We start from the raw sequence: 19,199 nt of genomic DNA, 5'->3' as shown, positions 1-19,199 counted from the left end.
TGGAATGCCGCGGTGTGCCGCAACCGCAGGCGTGCTCCGTCTGTGCGCCGCCGTTCTGCTTCCGGTGGTATTCAGAACGGCTTGATCAAACCGATCGTGTTGCCTTCGGGGTCCTTGACCATCGCGAACGTGTAGCCGTCCACGCTGACCGGATCGACATAGCGTTGCCCGCCGTGCGCGAGCACGCGCGCGATCGTGGCCTCGAGGTCATCGACGCGCAGATAGAAGTTCTTGCCGGGCTCGTAGCCGGGCGTGTTCGGCTCGCTCTGCCCGATGCCGCCCAGCAGCGGGGTGACGCGCGCCGGGAACGGGATGTAGGCGAAGCCGGCGGTGCCCGTCGAGTACTGCCAGCCGAATATGTCGCTATAGAACGTCTTGAGCGTCGCCTGGTCGCTCGCAATGATCTCGAACATCACGCTGGGATGCTGGTTGGCTGCCGCCTCGGCTGCGCTGGCACCGCGGACATGGGAAACCTGCGTTGTCCGAACGAACCCGGCGCGGGTTTCGAGGAACTCGACCGTCGTGAAGGGCTTGCCATCGGATTGAACGAAGAGATTCCCGTGCCGCTGCACGAAGTTCGTGAAGACGGGGCCGTTGACGTGACGCAGGAAGGCGTCGGCATTGCGGTAGGTTTCGAAGAACAGCACGCTCAGCGGATCGACGGGTGGCAGCGTCTGTAACGGCCCCGTGCCGTGCCAGGGGCGGTGGACGAGGTAGGTCAGCGTATCGGGCTCCTCGCGCTCGACGTCTTGCGCGAGTTCGCGCAACGCGGCGTCGGCGGCTTCCTCGCATCCCGGGCGGATGAACCAGTTCGAGGTAAGGCTGACGGTGCGGGCATCGGTTGGGCTCATGTTGTTTCCCTCTACTTGCAGTGAATCGGCTTGCGCGGCAGCGCCAAGGGGTGCTACGTACCTCGAACTTTCGTGCACGCGTCGTGGCGGCTGCGTGCCGCATACGCAATCTCAGTCGCAGTCTCAGTCTCAGTCGCCGCGCACGTAACGCTGGGCGGCACGGGTCATCGCCATGCCGGCCACGCCGGCGACGAGCCAGGCAGGATGAACGAGCACGGCCAGCACGACGCCATCGCACAGCGGAATCGCCGCGAGCATCCAGGGGACGACGGGCCACGCGTAACGGTGATTCGGCATCCGGCTTTCGGAGCGGGCGACGAACGTCAGCGTCAGGATGTATGCGGCCTGCACGATGCCGGCCACCCAGACGAGACCGGGCACTGCGCCCGTCAACGCCAGGGCGGTCACGGCATAGGCGAGCAGCCTCGCGCCCGCCATCAACACCACTGTGGACGGATGGCGTTTGTGAAACCGGTCATAGAGCCAGATGACCGCGAGCAGCGCCACGCCCGCCGCGGCGCCCGCGCGATACGGCGCGGCGAGGAGGCACAGGAAGCCGAGCGCGAACAGCGTGCAGAGGGTAGCGCTCGCCTGGGCCAGCGTGATGCGGCCCGCGACAATGGGTCGAAAGCGTTGATGGACGCTGTCGTAATCGAGGTCGCAAACGTCGTTGAGGGCCATGCCGCCGCAATAGAAGCAGGACAACGCAAGGCAGAGCAGCAGCACGGCGAAGACGCCTTGTGCGCCGTATGGGGGATTCGCGAGCACCGCCGCACTCAGCACGTTCATCCACAGCGTGGGCAGGTTGCTGATGCGGCACAGCGCGAGGATCGCGCCGATGCGGTTATGCAACGTGACTGTGCTCATGGTCGAAGATGTGCTCGAGCAAAATGGAACAGACATCGGTCGCCGCGACGTTGCCGTTGCGAATCCGGCCGCGTTCGGAGCTCATGAGGATTGGCGCGTCGCCGTCGTCCGCGGTCCGGATGCCGTGCGAACCTCGCACGAGCGACGCGTCGAGCGGAATCACGTCCATTACGTAACGCATGCCCAGCGTTTTTTTCGCCAGCACGGATGCGACTTTCAACGCGGGAAAGCGCAGCGCGGGATTGACGAACAGCTCGACCGGGTCGTAGCCTGGCTTGTTGTGGATGTCGACCGTGCGCGCATAGTCCGGCGCGGCTGCGTCGTCGCGCCAGAAGTAGTACGTGAACCAGCTATCAGGCTCTGCGAGCAGCACGAGCTCGCCGGCGCGCGGATGCGCGATGCCATGATGACGCTTGCCCGATTCGCCCAGCACTTCCGCGATGCCGGGTAGCGCTTCGCACAGCCGTTGCACCGTGGCGACGTCGCGCCGGTCGCGCACGTACACGTGGGCGATCTGGTGATCGGCCACGGCAAATGCGCGCGAAGCGCCCGTGTCGAGATAGTCGCGCCCGAGGTCGCGTTTGATCTCGACGAGGCCGGCGTCGCGCAACGCACGATTGATGTGGACCGGCCGGTGCACGGGCATGATGCCGTACTCGGAGAGCACGACGACGCTCACGCCGCGCGACTGCAGGGCGTCGCTGAGATTGCCGAACACGGTGTCGATGTCGCGCAGATCGGCCGCAATATCGCCATGCGGCCCGACGCGCTGCAGACAGTAGTCGAGATGGGGCAGGTAGATCAGGTTCAGCGTGGGCTGGAAGCTTTTCTCGAGCGCAAGCGCCGCGTCGGCGATCCATCGGCTGGAGCGGATGCTCGTGCGCGGCCCCCAGAAGTCGAAGAGCGGAAATTGCCCGAGCCGCTCGCGCAGCGATTCCCGCAATGACGCGGGCTGCGCGTAGAAGTCAGGGAGCTTGCGGCCGTCGGCGCAATAAAGCGGCCGTGGCGTCAGCGTGATATCGGCGTCCGTGGCCATCGCGTACCACCAGAACGTGTTCGCGCATGTGAAGCCGGGGTCGCGCTCACGCGCGAGGTGCCAGATGCGCGGCGCCTGCACGAGGCGATTGCTCTGGCGCCACAACAGGACCTGGTCCAGTTCGCGAAAGTACCAGCCGTTGCCGACGATGCCATGCGCGCCCGGCAGTTTGCCGGTGAGGTACGTCGTCTGCGCGGAGCAGGTGAGGGCCGGCATCACCGCGTCGATGGTGGCGATAGCGTCGCCGGCGCCGCGGCCGAATGCGGCAAGACGCGGCGTGTGCTCGCCGATCAGGTTCCGGGTGAGGCCGACCACGTTAATGACGGCTGTGCGCTGCATCGAGCGTCTCCCTGACCCAGTTGAGTTCGCGCGCGATCGAATGGCCGAGCGAATCGAGACGCATGGCGGGGGGCAGCGCGCCGAAACTGTACGTTTCGACTTCGAGCGGCGTGCCCGACGGCAAGCGCGGCAGGCACGCCTCGAGAAAGAAGCGTGTCGTGCCGATTCCGCCCAGTTCCTCCAGAAAGATCGGCACATGGAAATGGACGCGGCACTCTTCGGGCGGTTCGCCTTCCTGCAGCCAGCGCGCGAGACCGGGCAGGTCGGTGAAACGTCGAAGCTCGCCGTTTCGCAGCAACACGACGGCCTGATGCAGGTACGTGGGTTCGTCGAACTGGAGCAGCGCGGCCACCGCCTTGCCGCGCGCGCGCAACGCGGACGACACCTGAACCTTGGCGATGGGAATGCTCGCGCTTGCCAGTTTCGCGAGGCAGTCGGCGGGCTCCTCGAATTCCACGGCCTGATGGCAACAGTCGAAGCACAGGCCGACATGCGCGGCAAGCGGCTCCGGAAAGGCCATGCGCTCGAACAGCGCGACGGCCTCGTCGGTTCGCTCGACCACGCAGCACGGCTCCGGCTCGATCGCGAGCCGGATCAGCGGACCGCCGCGCTCGCGAATGCGCGCGAGATGCGCCGCCACGTCGAACAGGTGAGTTCTGACGATCGTCCAGTGCGCAGGCTCGAAGCCTGCGCGAAACGCCACCGGCACGGTCGAGATCGATATGGGCCGATGGTTCGGTGTCCACTGCACGGCGATGTCGGCGAGCCGCTTCGTATAGCTGACCCGCAGTGGATCGCGCCAATCGGGCAGATAGACGTTCTGCTTGACGGCCGTGCCATGAAACGAGCCATACGGAAAGCCATTGAGCGTCAACACATGGCAATCGTGCTCGCCGCACCAGTTGGCGAAGCGGTGGATTTCAGCTTCGTCGAGCTCGAACGCGGCCCGTGCCGAAAGGCGCAGGCCGAGCGGGAATGCCTGCGCCGGCGAACAAAGCCTTTTGACCTGCAGCCCATGATCTTCGAGGTTGCGCCGCACGTCCGCCCACGTTTCACCGGGGTGAATGTTCGTGCAGTAGGTCAGCGGATAGTCGCGGTTCACGCCTCCACCTCCCGTGAGACCGGTTGTGGGGGCAACTGCATTGCCGGACCACTGGTGCGAAGCGCGGCAATGCATTCATGCATCGCGGCGATATCGATCGTATCCATCTCGACGCCCTGGCCGATATGCGCAAGCAGCGTGATGCAGAGCTGGCCGCCCAAGTGCTCGCGAAATTCGTTCAGCGCCTGTGCGATGTCGAGTTTGTCGAGCGCATCGTCGTCGAGCACGAAGCCGATGTCGCGCAGCGTCGACAGCACGGCGCTGGCGTCGGCGGCATCGATCATGCCGAGCCGCTGCGAATACAGCGTGTCGACCGCAATGCCGATGGCAACGGCCTCGCCATGCCGCAACCGGTGATGCGAAAGCTCTTCGAGCTTGTGCGCGACCCAATGGCCGAAGTCGAGCGGGCGGGCGCTGCCATGCTCGAACGGGTCGCCGCCATTGCGAATCTGCGCGAGATGCAGTTCGGCGCAACGAACGATCAGCGGCTCGAGCGCGTGCGGGGCGAGGCGGGCGAGCGCGAACCGCTGGCGATGAATCTCGTCGAAGAAGTCCGCATCGCGGATCAGCGCGACCTTGACGGCCTCGGCGATGCCCGCGCGCCGGTCGGCAGCGCTAGCGCCGCTCAGCAGGTCGAAGTCGTTGACGACCGAGAAGGGCGGCACGAAGGTGCCGACAAAGTTCTTCCGGCCGTGCCAGTTGACCGCGTTCTTCACGCCGACGCCGGCGTCGTTCTGGGCGAGCACCGTCGAGGGCATGCGGATGAGCCGCAGGCCCCGATGGGCGGTCGCGGCGGCGAATCCCACCGCGTCTAGCACCGCCCCGCCGCCGATCGCGACGACGTAACTGTGCCGGCATAGCCCGAAGTCCTGCGCCATCGCATAGAGCGCATCGACCTCGCGCAGTCCTTCCTTCGACGCTTCACCGCCGCGCACGATCCATGCGGGGCCGGCCAGCCCGATCGCGTCGGCATGGGCGTGCGCATAGCATTCAATCGCGCGCAGCAGGCCCGGCCGGGCCGCTGCGAGACCGGAATCCACCGCGAACAGCACTTGCGCCGCGCGGCCGCGCCCCGGCTGCCGGATCAGGTCCGCCAGAACCGTATTGGACGGTTCGAACGCGTAGCGCGTGAAGCACACCGGATAGCTGTAGCGAACGGCAAATGATTGCTCGATGCGATGTTCCAGCATGCGGATCTCCGTGCGAGAAACGTGTCGCGTCTCGTGGTGGCACAGCGGTCACGGCCGCTGAAGATGGGCGACGCCGTGAGCTGTCAATTGGGAACGAATTCGTCCACGCGCGGCGTTTGACCGCGAAGAACCGAGTTGTCGGCGAACAGTTGCCGCTGATCGAGCCGCGGCGTCTGGTCCAGTGCGGCGACGTCGATCTGCTGCGACTGTGCATACGCCTGCAACGCGTTACCCCACGTGACGGCTTCGACGGCGGCGAGCGGAATGCCGCGTTCGAGCATCAACCGCGCGGTTTTCGGCACCGACAGCGGGTCGCTGACGCCCCAGTCGGCCGAACTATCGACGATGATCCGTTCCGGCCCGTACTGCCGGACGACCTCGACCATGCGCTCCGAACCCATCTTGGTGTTCGGATAGATCGTGAATGCCGCCCACGCGCCGGAATCGAGCACGCTGCGTACGGTTTCTTCGTTGTTGTGATCGATAACCAGCTTCGTCATGGGGATGCAGTGCTCGCGCGCAACCTCGATCGAACGCAGCGTCCCGCCCTTCTTGTCGCGATGCGGCGTGTGAACCATCACGACCATGTCGTGTTCGCGCGCGATATCGAGCTGTGCGCGATAAGCGAAGTCCTCCGCTTCGGTGATCTCGTCGTAACCGATCTCGCCGATCGCAACGACGCCTTCCTTCAGCGCGAATTGCGGAATCACTTCCAGCACTTCGCGCGCGAGCTTTTCGTTGTTCGCCTCTTTCGAGTTCAGCCCGATCGCGCAGTAATGCGCAATGCCGAACTGCGAGCAGCGAAAGCGTTCCCAGCCGACCAGGCTCGAAAAGTAGTCGATGAAACTGCCGACATTGGTGCGCGGCTGCCCCAGCCAGAACGCCGGTTCGATGACCGCGCGAACGCCGGCAGCGGCCATCGCCTGCAAGTCGTCGGTGGTGCGCGAGCTGATGTGGATGTGGGGGTCGAAGAATCTCATGACCGGTCCTCTTGTAGTGGCGACAGAAAGCGGAATGTGCGCTGTGTAAAGCCGTCCTGGCGGGCCTGTTCGATGAAGGGCGTGTGAGTGTTGAAGGCGGTGCGCAGCCAGTGGCGCTCGGCGGTCAATGCGCCGGCTCGGGCGATGGCGAGCAGGGCGCCTCGCTTGCCTTGGTCATCCCCCTCGGCCAGTTCCTTCTGCAATGCGCGCAGCCCGCGTTCACCCGCATACGGGCCGAGGCAAAGCCATGTCTGCGGCGACACCGCGCGGCCCGCGCTGCGCCGTTCGTCGGCGAGATCGAGCGCCATCCGCGCAAGCTCGGGGGAGAGCCGTCGATCGAGGCCGTCGATGCGCCACAGCGGTGCGTCGATGAATACGGCCTTGATCACGAGCTGACGCCAGGCGACGTCGTCGAAGTGTTGCGCCGGGTAGGGCGAGTCGAGCGCCACCGCCTCGAACAGCGAGCGCATGTTGGAGCGGCAGCCTTCGCGTGCCCGCCAGACGAAACGTTCGCCGCGCGGCAGCAGCGGCAGCGCACGGTACAGCGCGCACGATTCGCCGTGGTCCGCAAACCGGAAGCAATGTTCGAACGCCGCGGGGAAAACGTCGCCCTCCCTGTCCGGGGACGCGAGCAGCAACGCGATACGCAGCGTTTCCAGCACGCTCCACCGCACCGGACTCCAGCCGGGAATGCCGGCGTCCAGCCGTCGCAACTCGTCGGGAGTCAACGCCAGCGGGACGCCAGCGCGAGCGTGGCGACTCGCGAGCGCGAGCAGTTGTGCAAGACGTTGCATCGATACGCCGTTGCGTATCTCATTCGTTGCGCTCGACCGGAAGGTATTCGCTTCGTGCGAAAGATGAGCGCCGAGAAGCGCCGAAAGCGCTTCAGCGGCGTCGAATCGCATCGGGGTATCCATGATTCGTTGTCGATCGCGTGGCCGATGTTGCTGAACGCGCTTCCTGTCCTGCGTGGATGAGAAGCGCGGGGAGAAGCGCGAGGCGCTAGTTGCCTTTGGGTCCTCCGCGCAGGCTACGGCTGAGTTCCGTTTGCGTCATGGTCTCAAGGGGCAGGGTGGCCTCTTCCCGTCGCTGAACCGCCGTCGCTGGCTGCGTCCGCAATACGTTTTTGAGCAGCCGCACGCGCGATGGCAATTCCGCCTCGTGATCCTTCGGCGAATCGAGCCACGCGTATAACAGCGAACGCATGCCGGCGCTCATGTCCCGCGTGATCGGCATGAACCGGAAATGCTCGAATGCCGCCGGGTCGGTCAGGCGCTTGAGGACGGTTGCGTACGCACGGATCTGTTCGGGATCGTCGAGGCGCAACCAGTTATCCATGCAGGGCGCCATCGCATTCCAGTTCGACAGCACGTACTTGTACACATTGGGCCAGGTGGGCGGTAGCGCACCGATTTGCGGATCGTCGGGTAGCACACGCACATACATATAGGTGTCGAGCTGTGTGCTCAACGAGCTCACCGTCTGCGACGGAAAGCTGGGCACGTAGGCCGTGATGCCTGGCAGAGCGGCGGACAACGATACTTTCGCGATACCCGTGGCGTCGGTCGTCATCGGGATGCTTATTTCAACCGTCTGGCCGTCCGATGACATCTGATTCAACTGAAAGGCGACACCGTTGCCGACCGGCACGCCGTGCTCGTACACCTGGAACGACGCCGAGGTTGCCGTTTCCTGGTCCGCGTAGAAGTTCGGCGTCAGCGGAATGGCGCGAAACGCCTGTTCCCGGAGGATCGGACCTTGCACGGTATTCACCTGGAGATTCAGCCCGGCTATTTTTTCCGCCATGCCGGGCGCGAGCGGCAGGGTCACGAGCCCGGCACTGGCCTCGTAAGCCGTACGGTCATACGACGTGTACGGAATCGATCCCAACTCCTCCTGGACCGCGCCCGACTGATCGATGGCCACGACGGAGAGCCTGCCGAGGTCTTGCTTCGTCAACGCCACATCGACTTCCGGCACGCTATTCGAAAGGTCGATGACGAGCGAGTCGACGTTGCAACGTGCCGAGGCGGTGCCCACCGCGGGAGTTGCCCCAACCTGAATGAGCGCGCGGTCACCGGGTTCGTGAACCGGCTCGTTCTTGCGCCACAAACCCACCACGCCGACGATCAGGCTGCGGGCCGGATTCGGCTGAAAGCCGCCACCGGCGATTTTGTCAGCCAGCTGCTGCGCCTCCTGCGCCATGGCCGGCGAGCCGTTGGTCAGCGCTGCATTGTCGTAGTAGACGGTGCGATAGGCATTGAACCGGACGCTCAAGCCCAGCACGTCGTCGGCTTCCAGCGCATTTTTCAGATCGGCGAGGATGCCCGAGTCGAGTGCGTTGATGCGCAGGCCGTTCGCCTTTGCGAAGCAGGTCGTCCAGATGACCGACGCGATGCCCGCGATTGCGGTGTGCCTGGACGTGTTGCGGCCGAAGTTGATCTGCCGCGCGATGATGCGCGACGTGCGCGGCAACTGAATGCTGTAGCCACCTTCGACGCCGAACAGCATCGAATCGAAAAAGAGCTGCGAGCTTACGCTGCCGAACGGTTCGAGGTCGACCAGCATGCCGGTGAAGTTCACTGCGCTGGTCGCGAACGGATCATCGGTTTGGGTTCCATGGCCACGATCGAACCCGCAGACGGCGGTCTCGTAGAAAGACGAACGATAGGTGCCGTGCGGGTTCCAGTTGCCGCTGGCCCCAATCTGGGCCACCGCTCTGTCGCGGAACGCCTGAACGTCGTCCTGGATAGTCGGCAGGTTCTGCGGCAGGACGGTGGTGCAATCTGTCTCGTCGTAATTGACGGGGTAGTTGTTGGTGGTCACCGGGTCCCACGACACGTTGCCCTTGAAGTAAATGCGAGGAATCTCGAGCACACTCATCATTTGTCTCCATGGAGGTTGGGCACGTAAAGAAAGGCGGGACCGGCGAACTGACCGTTGTTCAACGGCACGGAGAAAGCATGCAACGCGGCCATGCGCAGATCGAACATGAAACGCACTGCCTCGCCGAGTGCGCCGTCCACACCGGTAACGGCGCCCTGCAGTGCATCGATCATCCGGGTGAACGCCGCGTTGCAGGCCGCTTGCGCCGCCTGCGCGGCGGGCGGCTCGGTCGAGAAGTTGTGCAGGGCAGGGTCGGTGAGGTCGCGCCCGGCAGGCGGCCACGTCACTTCCAGGCGAGCCGGGCCCCACGTGTAGCCGGATTGACTGCCCGGATCTCTGGTCAGCACGCGCTCGTAAAAGACTTCCCCAAAGCGGAAGTAGTGCGCGGGCTGGTCCTGGAAGTCGAGCGGATCGTATTCGCTGCCTTCGCTCGTTCCCTCGCCTTCAGAAACGATCTGTGTGATCGCCTTGTGCGCATCCGCGTAGCCGTTGACCGCGAAGAGCTGACCCGGAAAGAATTGTTTGTCGACGATCTGATTCCGGTTTGGCGTCCATGCGCTTGCGGGCAGGGTCGCGAGGAACTTGTCGAGTGCGTCATAGAACTGGCCGATGGTCACGGCTTTGGGCGCCGCTTCGGCCAGCAGGGCAGCAGTCGTGACCGGATAGTCGGGCGGATTCTCCGGCTCTTCGATCGCCATGCCCTGCGCCAGTGCGTCCTTGGAGAACGGATACAGGTGCACGGTCAGCGGCGTGTTGTTCGGACCGATATCGCCGGGCAGCGGCCCTGGGTACTGCTGTACGTGGATGACTGGATTGCCGCCCAGCGCGTTCAGGATGTTGCACGCGAGGCACATGTGAATCATCTCCTGCAGAGCCACCGAACGTATGAGTTGGGCCGCTTGCGGGTTGGTCTGCGGTGGGATGGAGTACAGCGCATAAAGATACGGAGGCAATGTGCCGAATTCGACACCGATTGCGGTTTGTAGCAGGGATTGCGCATCTTCTACGCTCGTCAGCTTCGTAACGGCCAGGCGAATCACTTTGGCCTCCGTAAAGTTATTGGGGCGGTTTTCGGAACAGCAGGTGGATGTGCGCCGCAGCGCTACGGCTCAGGAGCTGCTCAGGGCCCGAACCGGCAGACCGGGATAGGCTGTCCTTTCGCAAGCTGTGCGACGAGGTCCCACGTCGTGGCTGGGTCGGGCTTCGTGAACGAGAAGTCGTAAAAGTTCTGACTGACGATAGGCGCGTTCGGCGGGTCAGCCGGCCACCCGGAGAAATAGAACGACTGCGGCAGCCGATACAGTGTGGGTTCGGCGCTGCTCGTCCCGTCTTCGGTCCAGTTGCTGTGGAAGGCGTAACCGAACAGCACCGCGCCGTCCTTTGTGCGGTCCGGACTGACGCCAACCTGGATCGGCGGACGATTTCCTTCGGGGCTCGTCCAGAACGAGTATCCCTGCACGCGTGAGCCGAGCCGTTCGCTGTCTGCCTTGCTGTAGGGCAGATGCTTGATGAAGTCGCGCATGGGCGGATGGTTCAGCGCCGAAAACAGGCACACGGGAACCATGGTGGCCGGGCGGTTTTCCTCGAACGTGAGGAAGTACGCATTGTTGCCGAGGGAGATGTACGCGCAACTATAGTGATTCGAGCCAGGAAAGATCGGCAGCGCGCGGTCCTCGTAATACTCCATCATCGCGCCGCGTTCGCCGTTTGGCCCGATCCAGGTGCTGTCGTAATAGCTCGCGCCATTAGACACTTCGTAATCCACACCTTCCGTCAACGGAGGCGGCGGGACGCCGTCATAGGGCGGCGGATACTCGGCGTACCGGTTGTATACGCGGTACATCTTCCACTTCGCGGACCAGTAGAGCGGCAGGACCGGATCGGATGGCTCGCCGGGCGCACGTCCATACAGGCAGTCCGGCGCGGCGCATGGACTGTATTGTGGTGGATTGTGAACCCCGTAGGTCGGATAAATCGGAGCGGTGGGTGTCTGCGTTGCAGGCGATTCTTTTTCTGGCTTCACCGAAGCGTCAGTGGAGAGCTTGTGCATAATGCATAGTTATCCGATTTATATTATTGAGGGGAGGTCGTCTTTTTGATTTTGGAGGATTTATACACGAGCGTTTGGTCAAGTAAAGTTAAGGCTTTATTATTAGGCATGCGTAAGAGTTGGCGCGGACTGCGGGTTTTCCTGAGGCAGCGAGTTGCTGTCTGTCGGCAGTGAGCGTGACTGCCGACAGGAGCAGGATCAGAGCGTTCGAGTGGCAGTCAGGTGTTGGAGCCCGTCACATTCAAGCCGCCGGCGCCACTGAATGTGAGGGTGTCGTTCGTATTCAGAACGTTGTCCCATGAGCTTCCCCGGGAAGTCACGATCTGCGAGCCGTTGGAAAACGCGCCATCGGAACCCGACGAAACGACGAGGCCGTTGAGATACGGATTCTGTGGATTGCCGTACTCGACGGTTTGCTTCCCGCCGGCCGGCAATGAAACCGTCACAATGGGACCTGACTGATTGGGATCCGAGCCCAGGCGGGAAACAAACTGAATGGAAAGTGCAAGGCCGCTTTGGTTGACGAGCTTTTTGTAAGCCATGATTGAACCTCCTTCATCACCGTGATGCGCGTTGTGAGCTGCGGCCGTTCTGCCAGTGATCCTCCGGGATCGCGCCGCAGTTCGCGTCCACGAAAGGGCCATCGTGGCAGCGACCGTTATCGGGCATCTGCCGCGTGAGAAGACTTGCTCGCCTGATCCTGTCAGGCTGAAGAGAGGGAGCGCGCGGCTATCAGGCGTGCCGCGTTGCGGACCGCGCGAACCACAGGCCGGGTTCGGCGCTATCCGCATTGCTTTGGAGAGTTGAAATCGCAGGTCTCAAGGAATCGAAGTGTGGTCTGGACATACCCCTGATAGTCCCGCGTGACGAACTTCTTCAAATGCGCTGTTGGACCATGAAGACTCGTGGTCCCCAAGGTTCTATCTCTTTCTTTTCTTCTGACGAAAATATAGTCGATGCAGAGCCGCCGAAGGGAAGCTTCTATGCGGTCCTATCCAGGTTGATAGGTGCGGTCGGAACGCATTGACGCCAACGGCATGCCGGAGGGTCTAGAGAGATCGAGTCGTGAGATCGCGCTCGACGATGTCTGTGAGCAACTGTGCCGCGAAATGTTCAGGAACATCCCCCGTAGACTCAGGCGCAGCAGTGGCCGCCATTGCGAGTCCCTTTCCGGGGGAGGTCAGTGCCCATATGAAGGCGGCAATCCAGCCGATCACGGACCAGCCAAATATCGCATTGAGATGATTGATCGCGGTGCGGCGGCGATGGTGGCGACTGAACGCGATGATCGAGGGGAAAAAATAGAGCAGCGTCAGCATGACCAGCCAATCTCCCGGATCACATCCGTCATCATGCGTGTCGCTGTCGTGCAACCGGCTGGCGCTACAGAACGCGGCAATGGTGGTTCGCCCCGAGCGAATGCAAGGCCTTTTCATTTTTCAATCCCCCGTTTGATGTCTTTTCTATCGCTCTGGTCAAGGGCGATGTGCATCACTTCGTCTTTATGCCTGCGGTTCTGGTTGGCATGCAGGCTTATCTCATGTGTGATCAGGACCACTCGCGATCTGGGCGAACGGTCACGACGAGTATTACCCGACGGGTACATTTACGAAAAAAAACAGGCGTGTGTATGTGGGTTTCCGCACGAAAACAGGCAGGCCACGTTAGGGCAGGCAGCTCACGGGCTTTCGTCGTCCGTCACGAAGCTTGATTAACCAAAAAGCTGACAGGCTCGCAACGGCGGCGCTTTGGTTTCGCGACGCGTGTGCCGAGCGTCCGCGCGCCATTTGCTGCAACCCGGACGCTCGACGCGGAGCCATTGTTCGCGTAGGCTTTTCAAAGGTTCCGTCCTTCACGCACGAGTTGAATTCCTGCGAAGAAAGACTCGAATCAAACACCTGTTTGTGCGGTTTCTTGTGAGAGGCGACCGATCATGGATGACATCTCTCCGCAGGCCTTTATCGATGCCACGATGGCCTACCAGAAAACGGCCGCTGTGAAAGCCGCAGTGGCGCTCGATCTCTTCTCCGCCATCGAGGACGAACACGGCGACCCGGAACGTATAGCCGAGCGGGTAAAAGCCGCAAAGCGCGGTGTGCGCATACTCTGCGACTTCCTGACTGTGCACGGATTTCTGCAGAAGGAAGCGGGACGGTATCGATTGACGCCGTCGACTTCGGCATTCCTGACGACTGCGTCGCCCGCCTGGATAGGAAGCATCGTGGATTTCCTTGCGGCTCCGGAAATGATGGCACTATGGCTCGATGACCCGGTCGCGTTCGTTCGCAACGGCGGGGCCTCAGGACTGGGCAACATTGCCCCAGACCATCCCGTCTGGGTGAAATTTGCACGGTCGATGGCACCCTTCGTGGCACAAACCGCACAGAGCATTGCGCAACAGGTGAGCGGTTGGCCTGTGGCACCGAAGCGCGTGCTGGATGTGGCGGCCGGGCATGGGCTGTTCGGAATCGCGATTGCCAAGGCGATCCCTGGCGCAGAAGTCGTGGCGAGCGACTGGCAGCCGGTTCTTGAGGTCGCCATGGAGCACGCCGTAGCTGCTGGGGTCAATGCGCGTTACCGCACGGTCGCCGGCAGTGCATTCGAAGTCGATTGGGGTACGAATTTCGATCTGGCTCTGGTCACGAACTTCTTGCACCACTTCGATCCGCCAACTTGCGTCGAAATACTCTCGAAAGTCCGCAAGAGCCTCGGACCCGGAGGGCGAGCGCTGGCGGTGGAGTTTGTTCCAGACGAGGATCGCGTGTCGCCGCCCTTCGCCGCCGCGTTCTCATTTGTGATGCTTGCATCCACGCCGCAAGGCGACGCGTATACCGCGCGCGAGCTTGAGCAGATGGGCCGCGAAGCCGGCTTTTCGAATGTCAGTGTGACGCCCCTGCCACCTTCGCCGGAAGCTCTAGTTACATTCGAATAGCACACCCGTGGTACGCGATGGAAGGCCGCGACCATCGCTCTCGAGCGGGACAGATTGGCGCGTTCGCCTCCATGCGGAGGTCGCTGTGACGTGCTCACGGCCTTCGGTTGATCTGTAGACTCCTGCGCCGGCGGCACTTCATCAAGCAGGAGGACTACGGCTATGAATTAGGGGCGCGGTTGGTGGGTATCTCCAGTGGGGAAATTTCGCTCAACACGCTTTCTCCACAACAAGTGGCGATTGCATCGCGTGCGGCGTCGCGCAAGTCCGCCGCAGCTTTCATGTCTTCTCCCGATGGTGCCAGGGCCGGGAGCACGGTAACGGTGATACCGGCTCTCGTTGGCAACCACTGTCCATCCGGCAGCACAGCGCGCGTGCCCGCGATTGCGACGGGGATGACAGGCCGGTGCGAAGCGCACGCGGTAACAAAGGCGCCGAGCCGAAATTGCCGCAGACCCGCGGATCGGACGAACGTTGCTTCGGGAAAAAATAGCAGCGCGGTTCCAGCCATTGCCTGCTTTAACAGTTCGCGCTCGTCGTCGGCCATGCGCCGATAGTCAGCGCGTTCGACGAAACGCACGCCTATCGCGCGAAGGAAGCGGCCGAGCAGCGGCGCGCTGGTTAGCTCACGCTTTGCGACAACGCCGAGTGGGATGGGAATGGCCGCCAACAGCACGAGCCCATCCAGATAGCTCGCGTGATTGGCAACAAAAATCGCTGGCGGCGCGGCGTCATTGAGATCGACGCCGCACACTTTCACGCGAATTCCTGCCAGCCGCAGGGCTAGTCGTGCGGCGCGCGATGCAATCTTCCAGTTTCGATTCGCGTCTGGATGCCATACGGTCATCAACCATGCGGGTGTCGCTACAAGGAGGATGGTGATCCAGCACCATGCACCGTAAGCGAAGTGTTCGCCGGCAGTTCGAAGCCGTCGGCCAATCGGCAGTATGGTGTTCGCGCCGATGCCGAGCCGCTGGCGCCATGCCGGACGTGGGAGAAGATTCCCGTGACTGCGCAGATACAGATCGAGTGTGGCCGCGTGGCGGATCTTGCCGCTGGATGTCTTTAGAATGCTGTGCGGTGGAACCAGAGCGACCTCTTCTGGCGGAGCGCCCAGCAGGGCCACAGAGGCTTCGTTTATGCCAGTGCGTATCGTCGCGAGCGTGGCCGGGGCAGTTGCGCGAGTCTCTGCGATGACGAGCAGTCTATCGGTACCCGTCTCAACGTCGGGCGTTCCGCAAACCGCGACGCAGCCGGTTCGTACTCCAGGCAAACGCCCAACGGCCGCTTCCAGTTCATATGGAAAAAAGTGACGCCCGGCCCGAATCACCAGATCTTTCACGCGGCCCGTGATAAACAGCTCATCATCGGCGATATATCCGAGATCGCCGGTATCGAGCCAATTATCGTGAATCAGCTGTGCGGTCAGCGCGGGATTCTGAAAATATCCGCGGGTCGCGGAGGGACTGCGAAATTCAATCCTTCCGACCGCTCTTTCGGATACCTCATTGCGGGCGGCATCGACAACACGAATCCGGTTGCCGGGTAACGCGCGTCCACACGACACGAGTTCGAGCGCGTCATCAGGAGATTCTGCTTGTGCTGCACGCTGCGAGTCAGCCAGTTTGACGCGACTGATACAGTCTATCCGCACGCCGCGGCCAAGCTCCGAAAACGCCAGTCCGAGCGTGTTTTCTGCGAGGCCGTAGACAGGGGTCAAGGCAGTCTGCCTGAACCCATGGCTGGCAAAGCGGGTAGCAAATGCGCGCATGGTGGACGCACTGATGGGCTCGGCGCCGCAAAATGCAAGGCGCAATGAGGACAAATCGATGGCTTCGAGATCGGCGTCCTCGATCCTCCGTGTGCAGCGCTCATAGGCAAAGTTAGGCGCTGCCGTAATGGTGGCATTGTAATGGCTGATTGCCTGCAGCCAGCGCGCGGGACGTGCGAGAAACGTCAGCGGGGACATCAGAACCAGTGGAATTCCGAAGTAGAGCGGGCCGAACCACGCTCCAATCAGACCCATGTCGTGATACAGGGGAAGCCAACTCGCGAAGATGTCGTGTTCCTCGATCCGGGCAGTCTGACCCATCGCCCGGATATTGGCGAGCAGGTTCGCGTGAGTCAGCACGACGCCTTTTGGCATGCCGGTGCTGCCGGACGTGTACTGAAGCAGCGCGACGTCTTCGGCGTGCGGGACATACCGTTCGGTATCCACCTCGCCCATCAGTTGAGGCGCTGCAATGATCTCAAGTAATGTTGGAATCCTGGCCTTGGCCAGAAGATCGGCTCCAAACGAGTGCGAGGGCACAATCATGACGCGTGCGCGAGCATCGGAAAGAATCGCCGCGTGCCGCGCCAGGTGATCGTCGATCCGTGCGGATTGTGCGGGCGGATATACGGGCACGACGATGGCGCCGAGGAGCAGTATGCCGGCGAAGCACGCGAAATAGTCGTCGCCTGTTGGCAGCATTAGTGCGACGGTATCTCCCGGGTTGACGCCCAGCCGGCGCAACCCGCGCGATACCCGCAGGGCGGCCTCGTGCAGTGCCGCATAGGTCATCGTATGTGACGCGGCGTCCTCCTCGAGAAATACGATATGAGTGCGTTCGGGGCGTCGCGATGCATGCCACTGTAGTGCCTCGACCAGCGTTCTTGCATCTGTTGGGGGGTCGAGTGCACCGCCCGGCGCACTAAGCTCGATGCCACCGACAGGGGAACTGGACTGCCCGGATGCGTCTTCGTCGAGGAAGCACAGCAAATCACGTGGCGTGACCGCCTGCCCGAACAGATCAAGCGGAAAGCGCACGCCGAGGGTTTTCTCGATGCGGGCCAGCAGTTCCGTGCGAGCAATACTATCCAGGCCGAGGTCACGTTCGAAGTGGCTCTCAAGGCCCACGGCAAGCGGCTTGTGCCCTCTGGGACTCATCTCTGCCACAAAGGCGTCGACTATCTCCAGCAAGCGCTGAACGTTGGCCGACGAGCGGCCGGTGGCGTCATCTTTCATTTCACGTGACCACGGTGGGGCAAGTTAAACCTTAGGTGCCATGCAGAAGGCAGCGCTTGATCTTTATCAGTTGCAGTGTGGTGCTTTGCTGTGCAATTCAGCGGTCGTGGCGGTGCGGTCGCATTCCCTGTGCGTCAGGCCAGCGCGCGGCGCAGTACCTTGCCCAGTTGGTTCAGGGGCAAGGATTCGCGGAACTCAACGAACCTGGGAACCTTGTAGGCGCTCAAGTTGGCGCGGCAATGTGCCAGCACGACTGCTGCGGTAAGGCTCGTCGAGGTCGGGACGACGAACAGTTTCACGGCCTGTCCCGTCCGTTCATCCGGCACGCCGACTGCTGCAGCAGCAGTCACGCCGGGGAGCCTGGTCACCACGTCTTCCACTTCCGATGGATACACCTTGAAACCCGACACGATGATCACGTCTTTCTTGCGATCCACGAGCACGAGCATTTGCGTGGGATTGAAGTAACCAACGTCCCCAGTGCGAAGCCAGCCATCGTGCGAGATGACCTTGGCCGTCTCGTCAGGGTTCATCCAGTAACCGCGCATGACCTGCGGTCCCCGGACCCACACCTCGCCGACGCTCCCCGCAGCGACCACGGCATCGTCGTCGTCGCGAATGCTGACTTCGGTTGAAGGCAGTGGATATCCGACCGATCCGGAAAAATGCGTTGCATCCGTGGGATTCACACACACGACTGGCGAGGCCTCGGTCAGCCCGTAACCTTCGACGATCGGCATCCCTGTTGCTGTCTGCCATCGTGCGGCAACGGATGGATCAATCGCTGCGCCGCCACCGATGACAAGGCGCAGACGTGACCAGTCGATAGCCCGGAAATGCGGCGCATCGAGAAGGGCACGGAACAGCGTGTTCACGCCTAACAGGGCGGTGGGCCGCGTGCGGCGCAAGGTTCTTGCGAGCCCGGCGATATCGCGCGGATCGGTCACGAGCACATTGCATCCGCCAAGTTCGACGAATGTCAGAAGACTGGCAGTCAGCGCGAAGATATGAAACAGCGGCAGCGGCGTGAGAACGGTCTGAGGCGTGGAACAAAACGCTTCACCCAGCCATGCACGGATCTGTGCAACGTTGGAGCCGAGGTTGCGGTGTGTGAGCATTGCACACTTCGGGGTGCCTGTCGTACCTCCTGTGAACTGCAACAGCGCCACATCGTCGAGGCAGGCGCGCGGGTGACGCTGCCCGTTTGGGTACCGGCGCGACATGGCGGCACCGAAGGTCCAGTATTCAGGTTTTCGTGAGGGAATAGAGTGACGAATAACGCGCTGCACAAAGTCGATGGCAATGCGTTTGGGAAGCGGAAGCAGATCGCTTGGCGCGACCGATACGACGGCTTTCCTCTGATTCTCATCGAGAATATTGTCGAGTTTGTGTGCGAAATTATCGAGTACCACGATCGCTGAAACTGCCGCCGTAGATAGCTGAATCTGTATCTCGCGGGGTGTCGCCAGAGGGTTGACGTTTGCCACGACGAGCCCTGCGCGGAGTATGCCGAAGAAAGCCACTACATAGGGCAAGCCATTCGGCAAGATGAGCGCCACGCGCTCGGACGGCGCAAGCCCAAATTCGTTGATCAGAAAATCCGAGAAGCGGCGCACATATCGCGCAACCTCTCGATATTCGATCGTATGATTAAATGAACTGAACGCGGGGCGTCTGGCGTAACGCGTGCAGGCCAGCTCGAACATGGCGGGTAACGTTCGAACGCTTGTGGCATCGATAGCCGCCGCGGCTGGCGGCTCGGCCCCATGGAGATCTGCGGTATCTGCACGCGTCATGGCTTGCTCCATTCGGCACCTTGTTCGTCGACTGTGCGCCACAGCAGATACGGCTCACCGCGCAGGCTCAGGTTGAAGCGAAAGTACCAGCAAACAGCGCAACTAATGACGGCACCCGGAAACCGGAGGCCATTGTAGAGCGATTTCTTCTTCATGCTGGCGT

At 62.2% G+C, this 19,199-nt stretch carries 16 protein-coding genes; 1 reads left to right on the top strand and 15 read right to left on the bottom strand.

Features of this window, described 5'->3' with window-relative positions; all coding sequences use genetic code 11:
• Positions 1 to 71: 71 nt before the first annotated feature.
• The 12 genes from NH14_RS29340 to NH14_RS29285 form a co-directional block, all read right to left on the bottom strand.
• Positions 72 to 851, bottom strand: a complete 780-nt coding sequence (locus tag NH14_RS29340) for a VOC family protein (protein WP_052148494.1) — start codon at positions 849 to 851, stop codon at positions 72 to 74.
• A 129-nt stretch (positions 852 to 980) separates the two neighbouring features.
• Entirely contained in the window at positions 981 to 1,718 is a 738-nt protein-coding gene (locus NH14_RS29335; RefSeq protein WP_161790886.1) for a UbiA family prenyltransferase, read from the bottom strand.
• Positions 1,696 to 3,093 carry an alkaline phosphatase family protein gene (locus NH14_RS29330; RefSeq protein WP_035533510.1) on the bottom strand — a complete coding sequence of 466 codons (1,398 nt, stop codon included), beginning with the start codon at positions 3,091 to 3,093 and terminating at the stop codon, positions 1,696 to 1,698. Before NH14_RS29330 ends, NH14_RS29335 begins: the two co-directional genes overlap by 23 nt.
• Positions 3,071 to 4,195, bottom strand: a complete 1,125-nt coding sequence (gene eboE, locus NH14_RS29325; protein ID WP_035533512.1) for a metabolite traffic protein EboE — start codon at positions 4,193 to 4,195, stop codon at positions 3,071 to 3,073. Before eboE ends, NH14_RS29330 begins: the two co-directional genes overlap by 23 nt.
• Positions 4,192 to 5,385 (bottom strand): 3-dehydroquinate synthase, encoded by a 1,194-nt coding sequence (locus NH14_RS29320; RefSeq protein WP_052148496.1) that lies wholly within the window; start codon positions 5,383 to 5,385, stop codon positions 4,192 to 4,194. Before NH14_RS29320 ends, eboE begins: the two co-directional genes overlap by 4 nt.
• Before the next feature lie 83 nt (positions 5,386 to 5,468).
• Positions 5,469 to 6,365, bottom strand: a complete 897-nt coding sequence (locus NH14_RS29315; RefSeq protein ID WP_035533514.1) for a TatD family hydrolase — start codon at positions 6,363 to 6,365, stop codon at positions 5,469 to 5,471.
• Entirely contained in the window at positions 6,362 to 7,282 is a 921-nt protein-coding gene (locus NH14_RS29310) for an EboA domain-containing protein (RefSeq protein ID WP_052148497.1), read from the bottom strand. Before NH14_RS29310 ends, NH14_RS29315 begins: the two co-directional genes overlap by 4 nt.
• Positions 7,283 to 7,367: 85 nt before the next feature.
• Positions 7,368 to 9,248 (bottom strand): hypothetical protein, encoded by a 1,881-nt coding sequence (locus tag NH14_RS29305; protein ID WP_035533516.1) that lies wholly within the window; start codon positions 9,246 to 9,248, stop codon positions 7,368 to 7,370.
• Entirely contained in the window at positions 9,248 to 10,291 is a 1,044-nt protein-coding gene (locus tag NH14_RS29300; protein ID WP_035533518.1) for a ferritin-like domain-containing protein, read from the bottom strand. The genes NH14_RS29305 and NH14_RS29300 overlap by 1 nt, the downstream gene beginning before the upstream one ends.
• A gap of 80 nt (positions 10,292 to 10,371) precedes the next feature.
• Positions 10,372 to 11,301, bottom strand: coding sequence for a hypothetical protein (locus tag NH14_RS29295; RefSeq protein WP_052148498.1), 930 nt, complete (start codon positions 11,299 to 11,301; stop codon positions 10,372 to 10,374).
• A 218-nt stretch (positions 11,302 to 11,519) separates the two neighbouring features.
• Positions 11,520 to 11,843, bottom strand: coding sequence for a hypothetical protein (locus NH14_RS29290; RefSeq protein WP_035533520.1), 324 nt, complete (start codon positions 11,841 to 11,843; stop codon positions 11,520 to 11,522).
• A 507-nt stretch (positions 11,844 to 12,350) separates the two neighbouring features.
• Complete coding sequence (locus NH14_RS29285) at positions 12,351 to 12,620, bottom strand: superinfection immunity protein (protein ID WP_161790887.1); 270 nt, start codon at positions 12,618 to 12,620, stop codon at positions 12,351 to 12,353.
• 614 nt (positions 12,621 to 13,234) lie between these two features.
• Here NH14_RS29285 and NH14_RS29280 point away from each other — a divergent pair.
• Entirely contained in the window at positions 13,235 to 14,233 is a 999-nt protein-coding gene (locus NH14_RS29280) for a methyltransferase (RefSeq protein ID WP_035533524.1), read from the top strand.
• A gap of 160 nt (positions 14,234 to 14,393) precedes the next feature.
• On the opposite strand, the gene NH14_RS29275 is transcribed toward NH14_RS29280, so the two are convergent.
• The 3 genes from NH14_RS29275 to NH14_RS34185 form a co-directional block, all read right to left on the bottom strand.
• Entirely contained in the window at positions 14,394 to 17,240 is a 2,847-nt protein-coding gene (locus tag NH14_RS29275) for an AMP-binding protein (RefSeq protein ID WP_035533525.1), read from the bottom strand.
• Between the two features lie 134 nt (positions 17,241 to 17,374).
• A complete protein-coding gene (locus NH14_RS29270; RefSeq protein WP_035533526.1) occupies positions 17,375 to 19,036 on the bottom strand; it encodes a long-chain-fatty-acid--CoA ligase in 1,662 nt (553 codons plus the stop codon).
• On the bottom strand, positions 19,033 to 19,191 hold the full coding sequence (locus NH14_RS34185; protein ID WP_407947200.1) for a hypothetical protein: 159 nt from the start codon (positions 19,189 to 19,191) through the stop codon (positions 19,033 to 19,035). Before NH14_RS34185 ends, NH14_RS29270 begins: the two co-directional genes overlap by 4 nt.
• Positions 19,192 to 19,199: the final 8 nt, after the last annotated feature.

Source organism: Paraburkholderia sacchari, assembly GCF_000785435.2.
GTDB classification, from domain to species: domain Bacteria; phylum Pseudomonadota; class Gammaproteobacteria; order Burkholderiales; family Burkholderiaceae; genus Paraburkholderia; species Paraburkholderia sacchari.
Note: the sequence above shows the minus strand (reverse complement) of the source record. Positions and strands in the feature narration are given on the sequence as shown.

Excerpts from the sequence above, each read along its gene's own strand:
- NH14_RS29275 (WP_035533525.1), bottom strand. The coding sequence starts at position 17,240 with ATGAAAGATGACGCCACCGGCCGCTCGTCGGCCAACGTTCAGCGCTTG.
- NH14_RS29330 (WP_035533510.1), bottom strand. The coding sequence starts at position 3,093 with ATGCAGCGCACAGCCGTCATTAACGTGGTCGGCCTCACCCGGAACCTG.
- NH14_RS34185 (WP_407947200.1), bottom strand. The coding sequence starts at position 19,191 with ATGAAGAAGAAATCGCTCTACAATGGCCTCCGGTTTCCGGGTGCCGTC.
- NH14_RS29320 (WP_052148496.1), bottom strand. The coding sequence starts at position 5,385 with ATGCTGGAACATCGCATCGAGCAATCATTTGCCGTTCGCTACAGCTAT.
- NH14_RS29280 (WP_035533524.1), top strand. The coding sequence starts at position 13,235 with ATGGATGACATCTCTCCGCAGGCCTTTATCGATGCCACGATGGCCTAC.
- NH14_RS29270 (WP_035533526.1), bottom strand. The coding sequence starts at position 19,036 with ATGACGCGTGCAGATACCGCAGATCTCCATGGGGCCGAGCCGCCAGCC.
- NH14_RS29295 (WP_052148498.1), bottom strand. The coding sequence starts at position 11,301 with ATGCACAAGCTCTCCACTGACGCTTCGGTGAAGCCAGAAAAAGAATCG.
- NH14_RS29315 (WP_035533514.1), bottom strand. The coding sequence starts at position 6,365 with ATGAGATTCTTCGACCCCCACATCCACATCAGCTCGCGCACCACCGAC.
- NH14_RS29310 (WP_052148497.1), bottom strand. The coding sequence starts at position 7,282 with ATGGATACCCCGATGCGATTCGACGCCGCTGAAGCGCTTTCGGCGCTT.
- NH14_RS29335 (WP_161790886.1), bottom strand. The coding sequence starts at position 1,718 with ATGAGCACAGTCACGTTGCATAACCGCATCGGCGCGATCCTCGCGCTG.
- NH14_RS29285 (WP_161790887.1), bottom strand. The coding sequence starts at position 12,620 with ATGCTGACGCTGCTCTATTTTTTCCCCTCGATCATCGCGTTCAGTCGC.
- NH14_RS29290 (WP_035533520.1), bottom strand. The coding sequence starts at position 11,843 with ATGGCTTACAAAAAGCTCGTCAACCAAAGCGGCCTTGCACTTTCCATT.
- NH14_RS29305 (WP_035533516.1), bottom strand. The coding sequence starts at position 9,248 with ATGAGTGTGCTCGAGATTCCTCGCATTTACTTCAAGGGCAACGTGTCG.
- NH14_RS29340 (WP_052148494.1), bottom strand. The coding sequence starts at position 851 with ATGAGCCCAACCGATGCCCGCACCGTCAGCCTTACCTCGAACTGGTTC.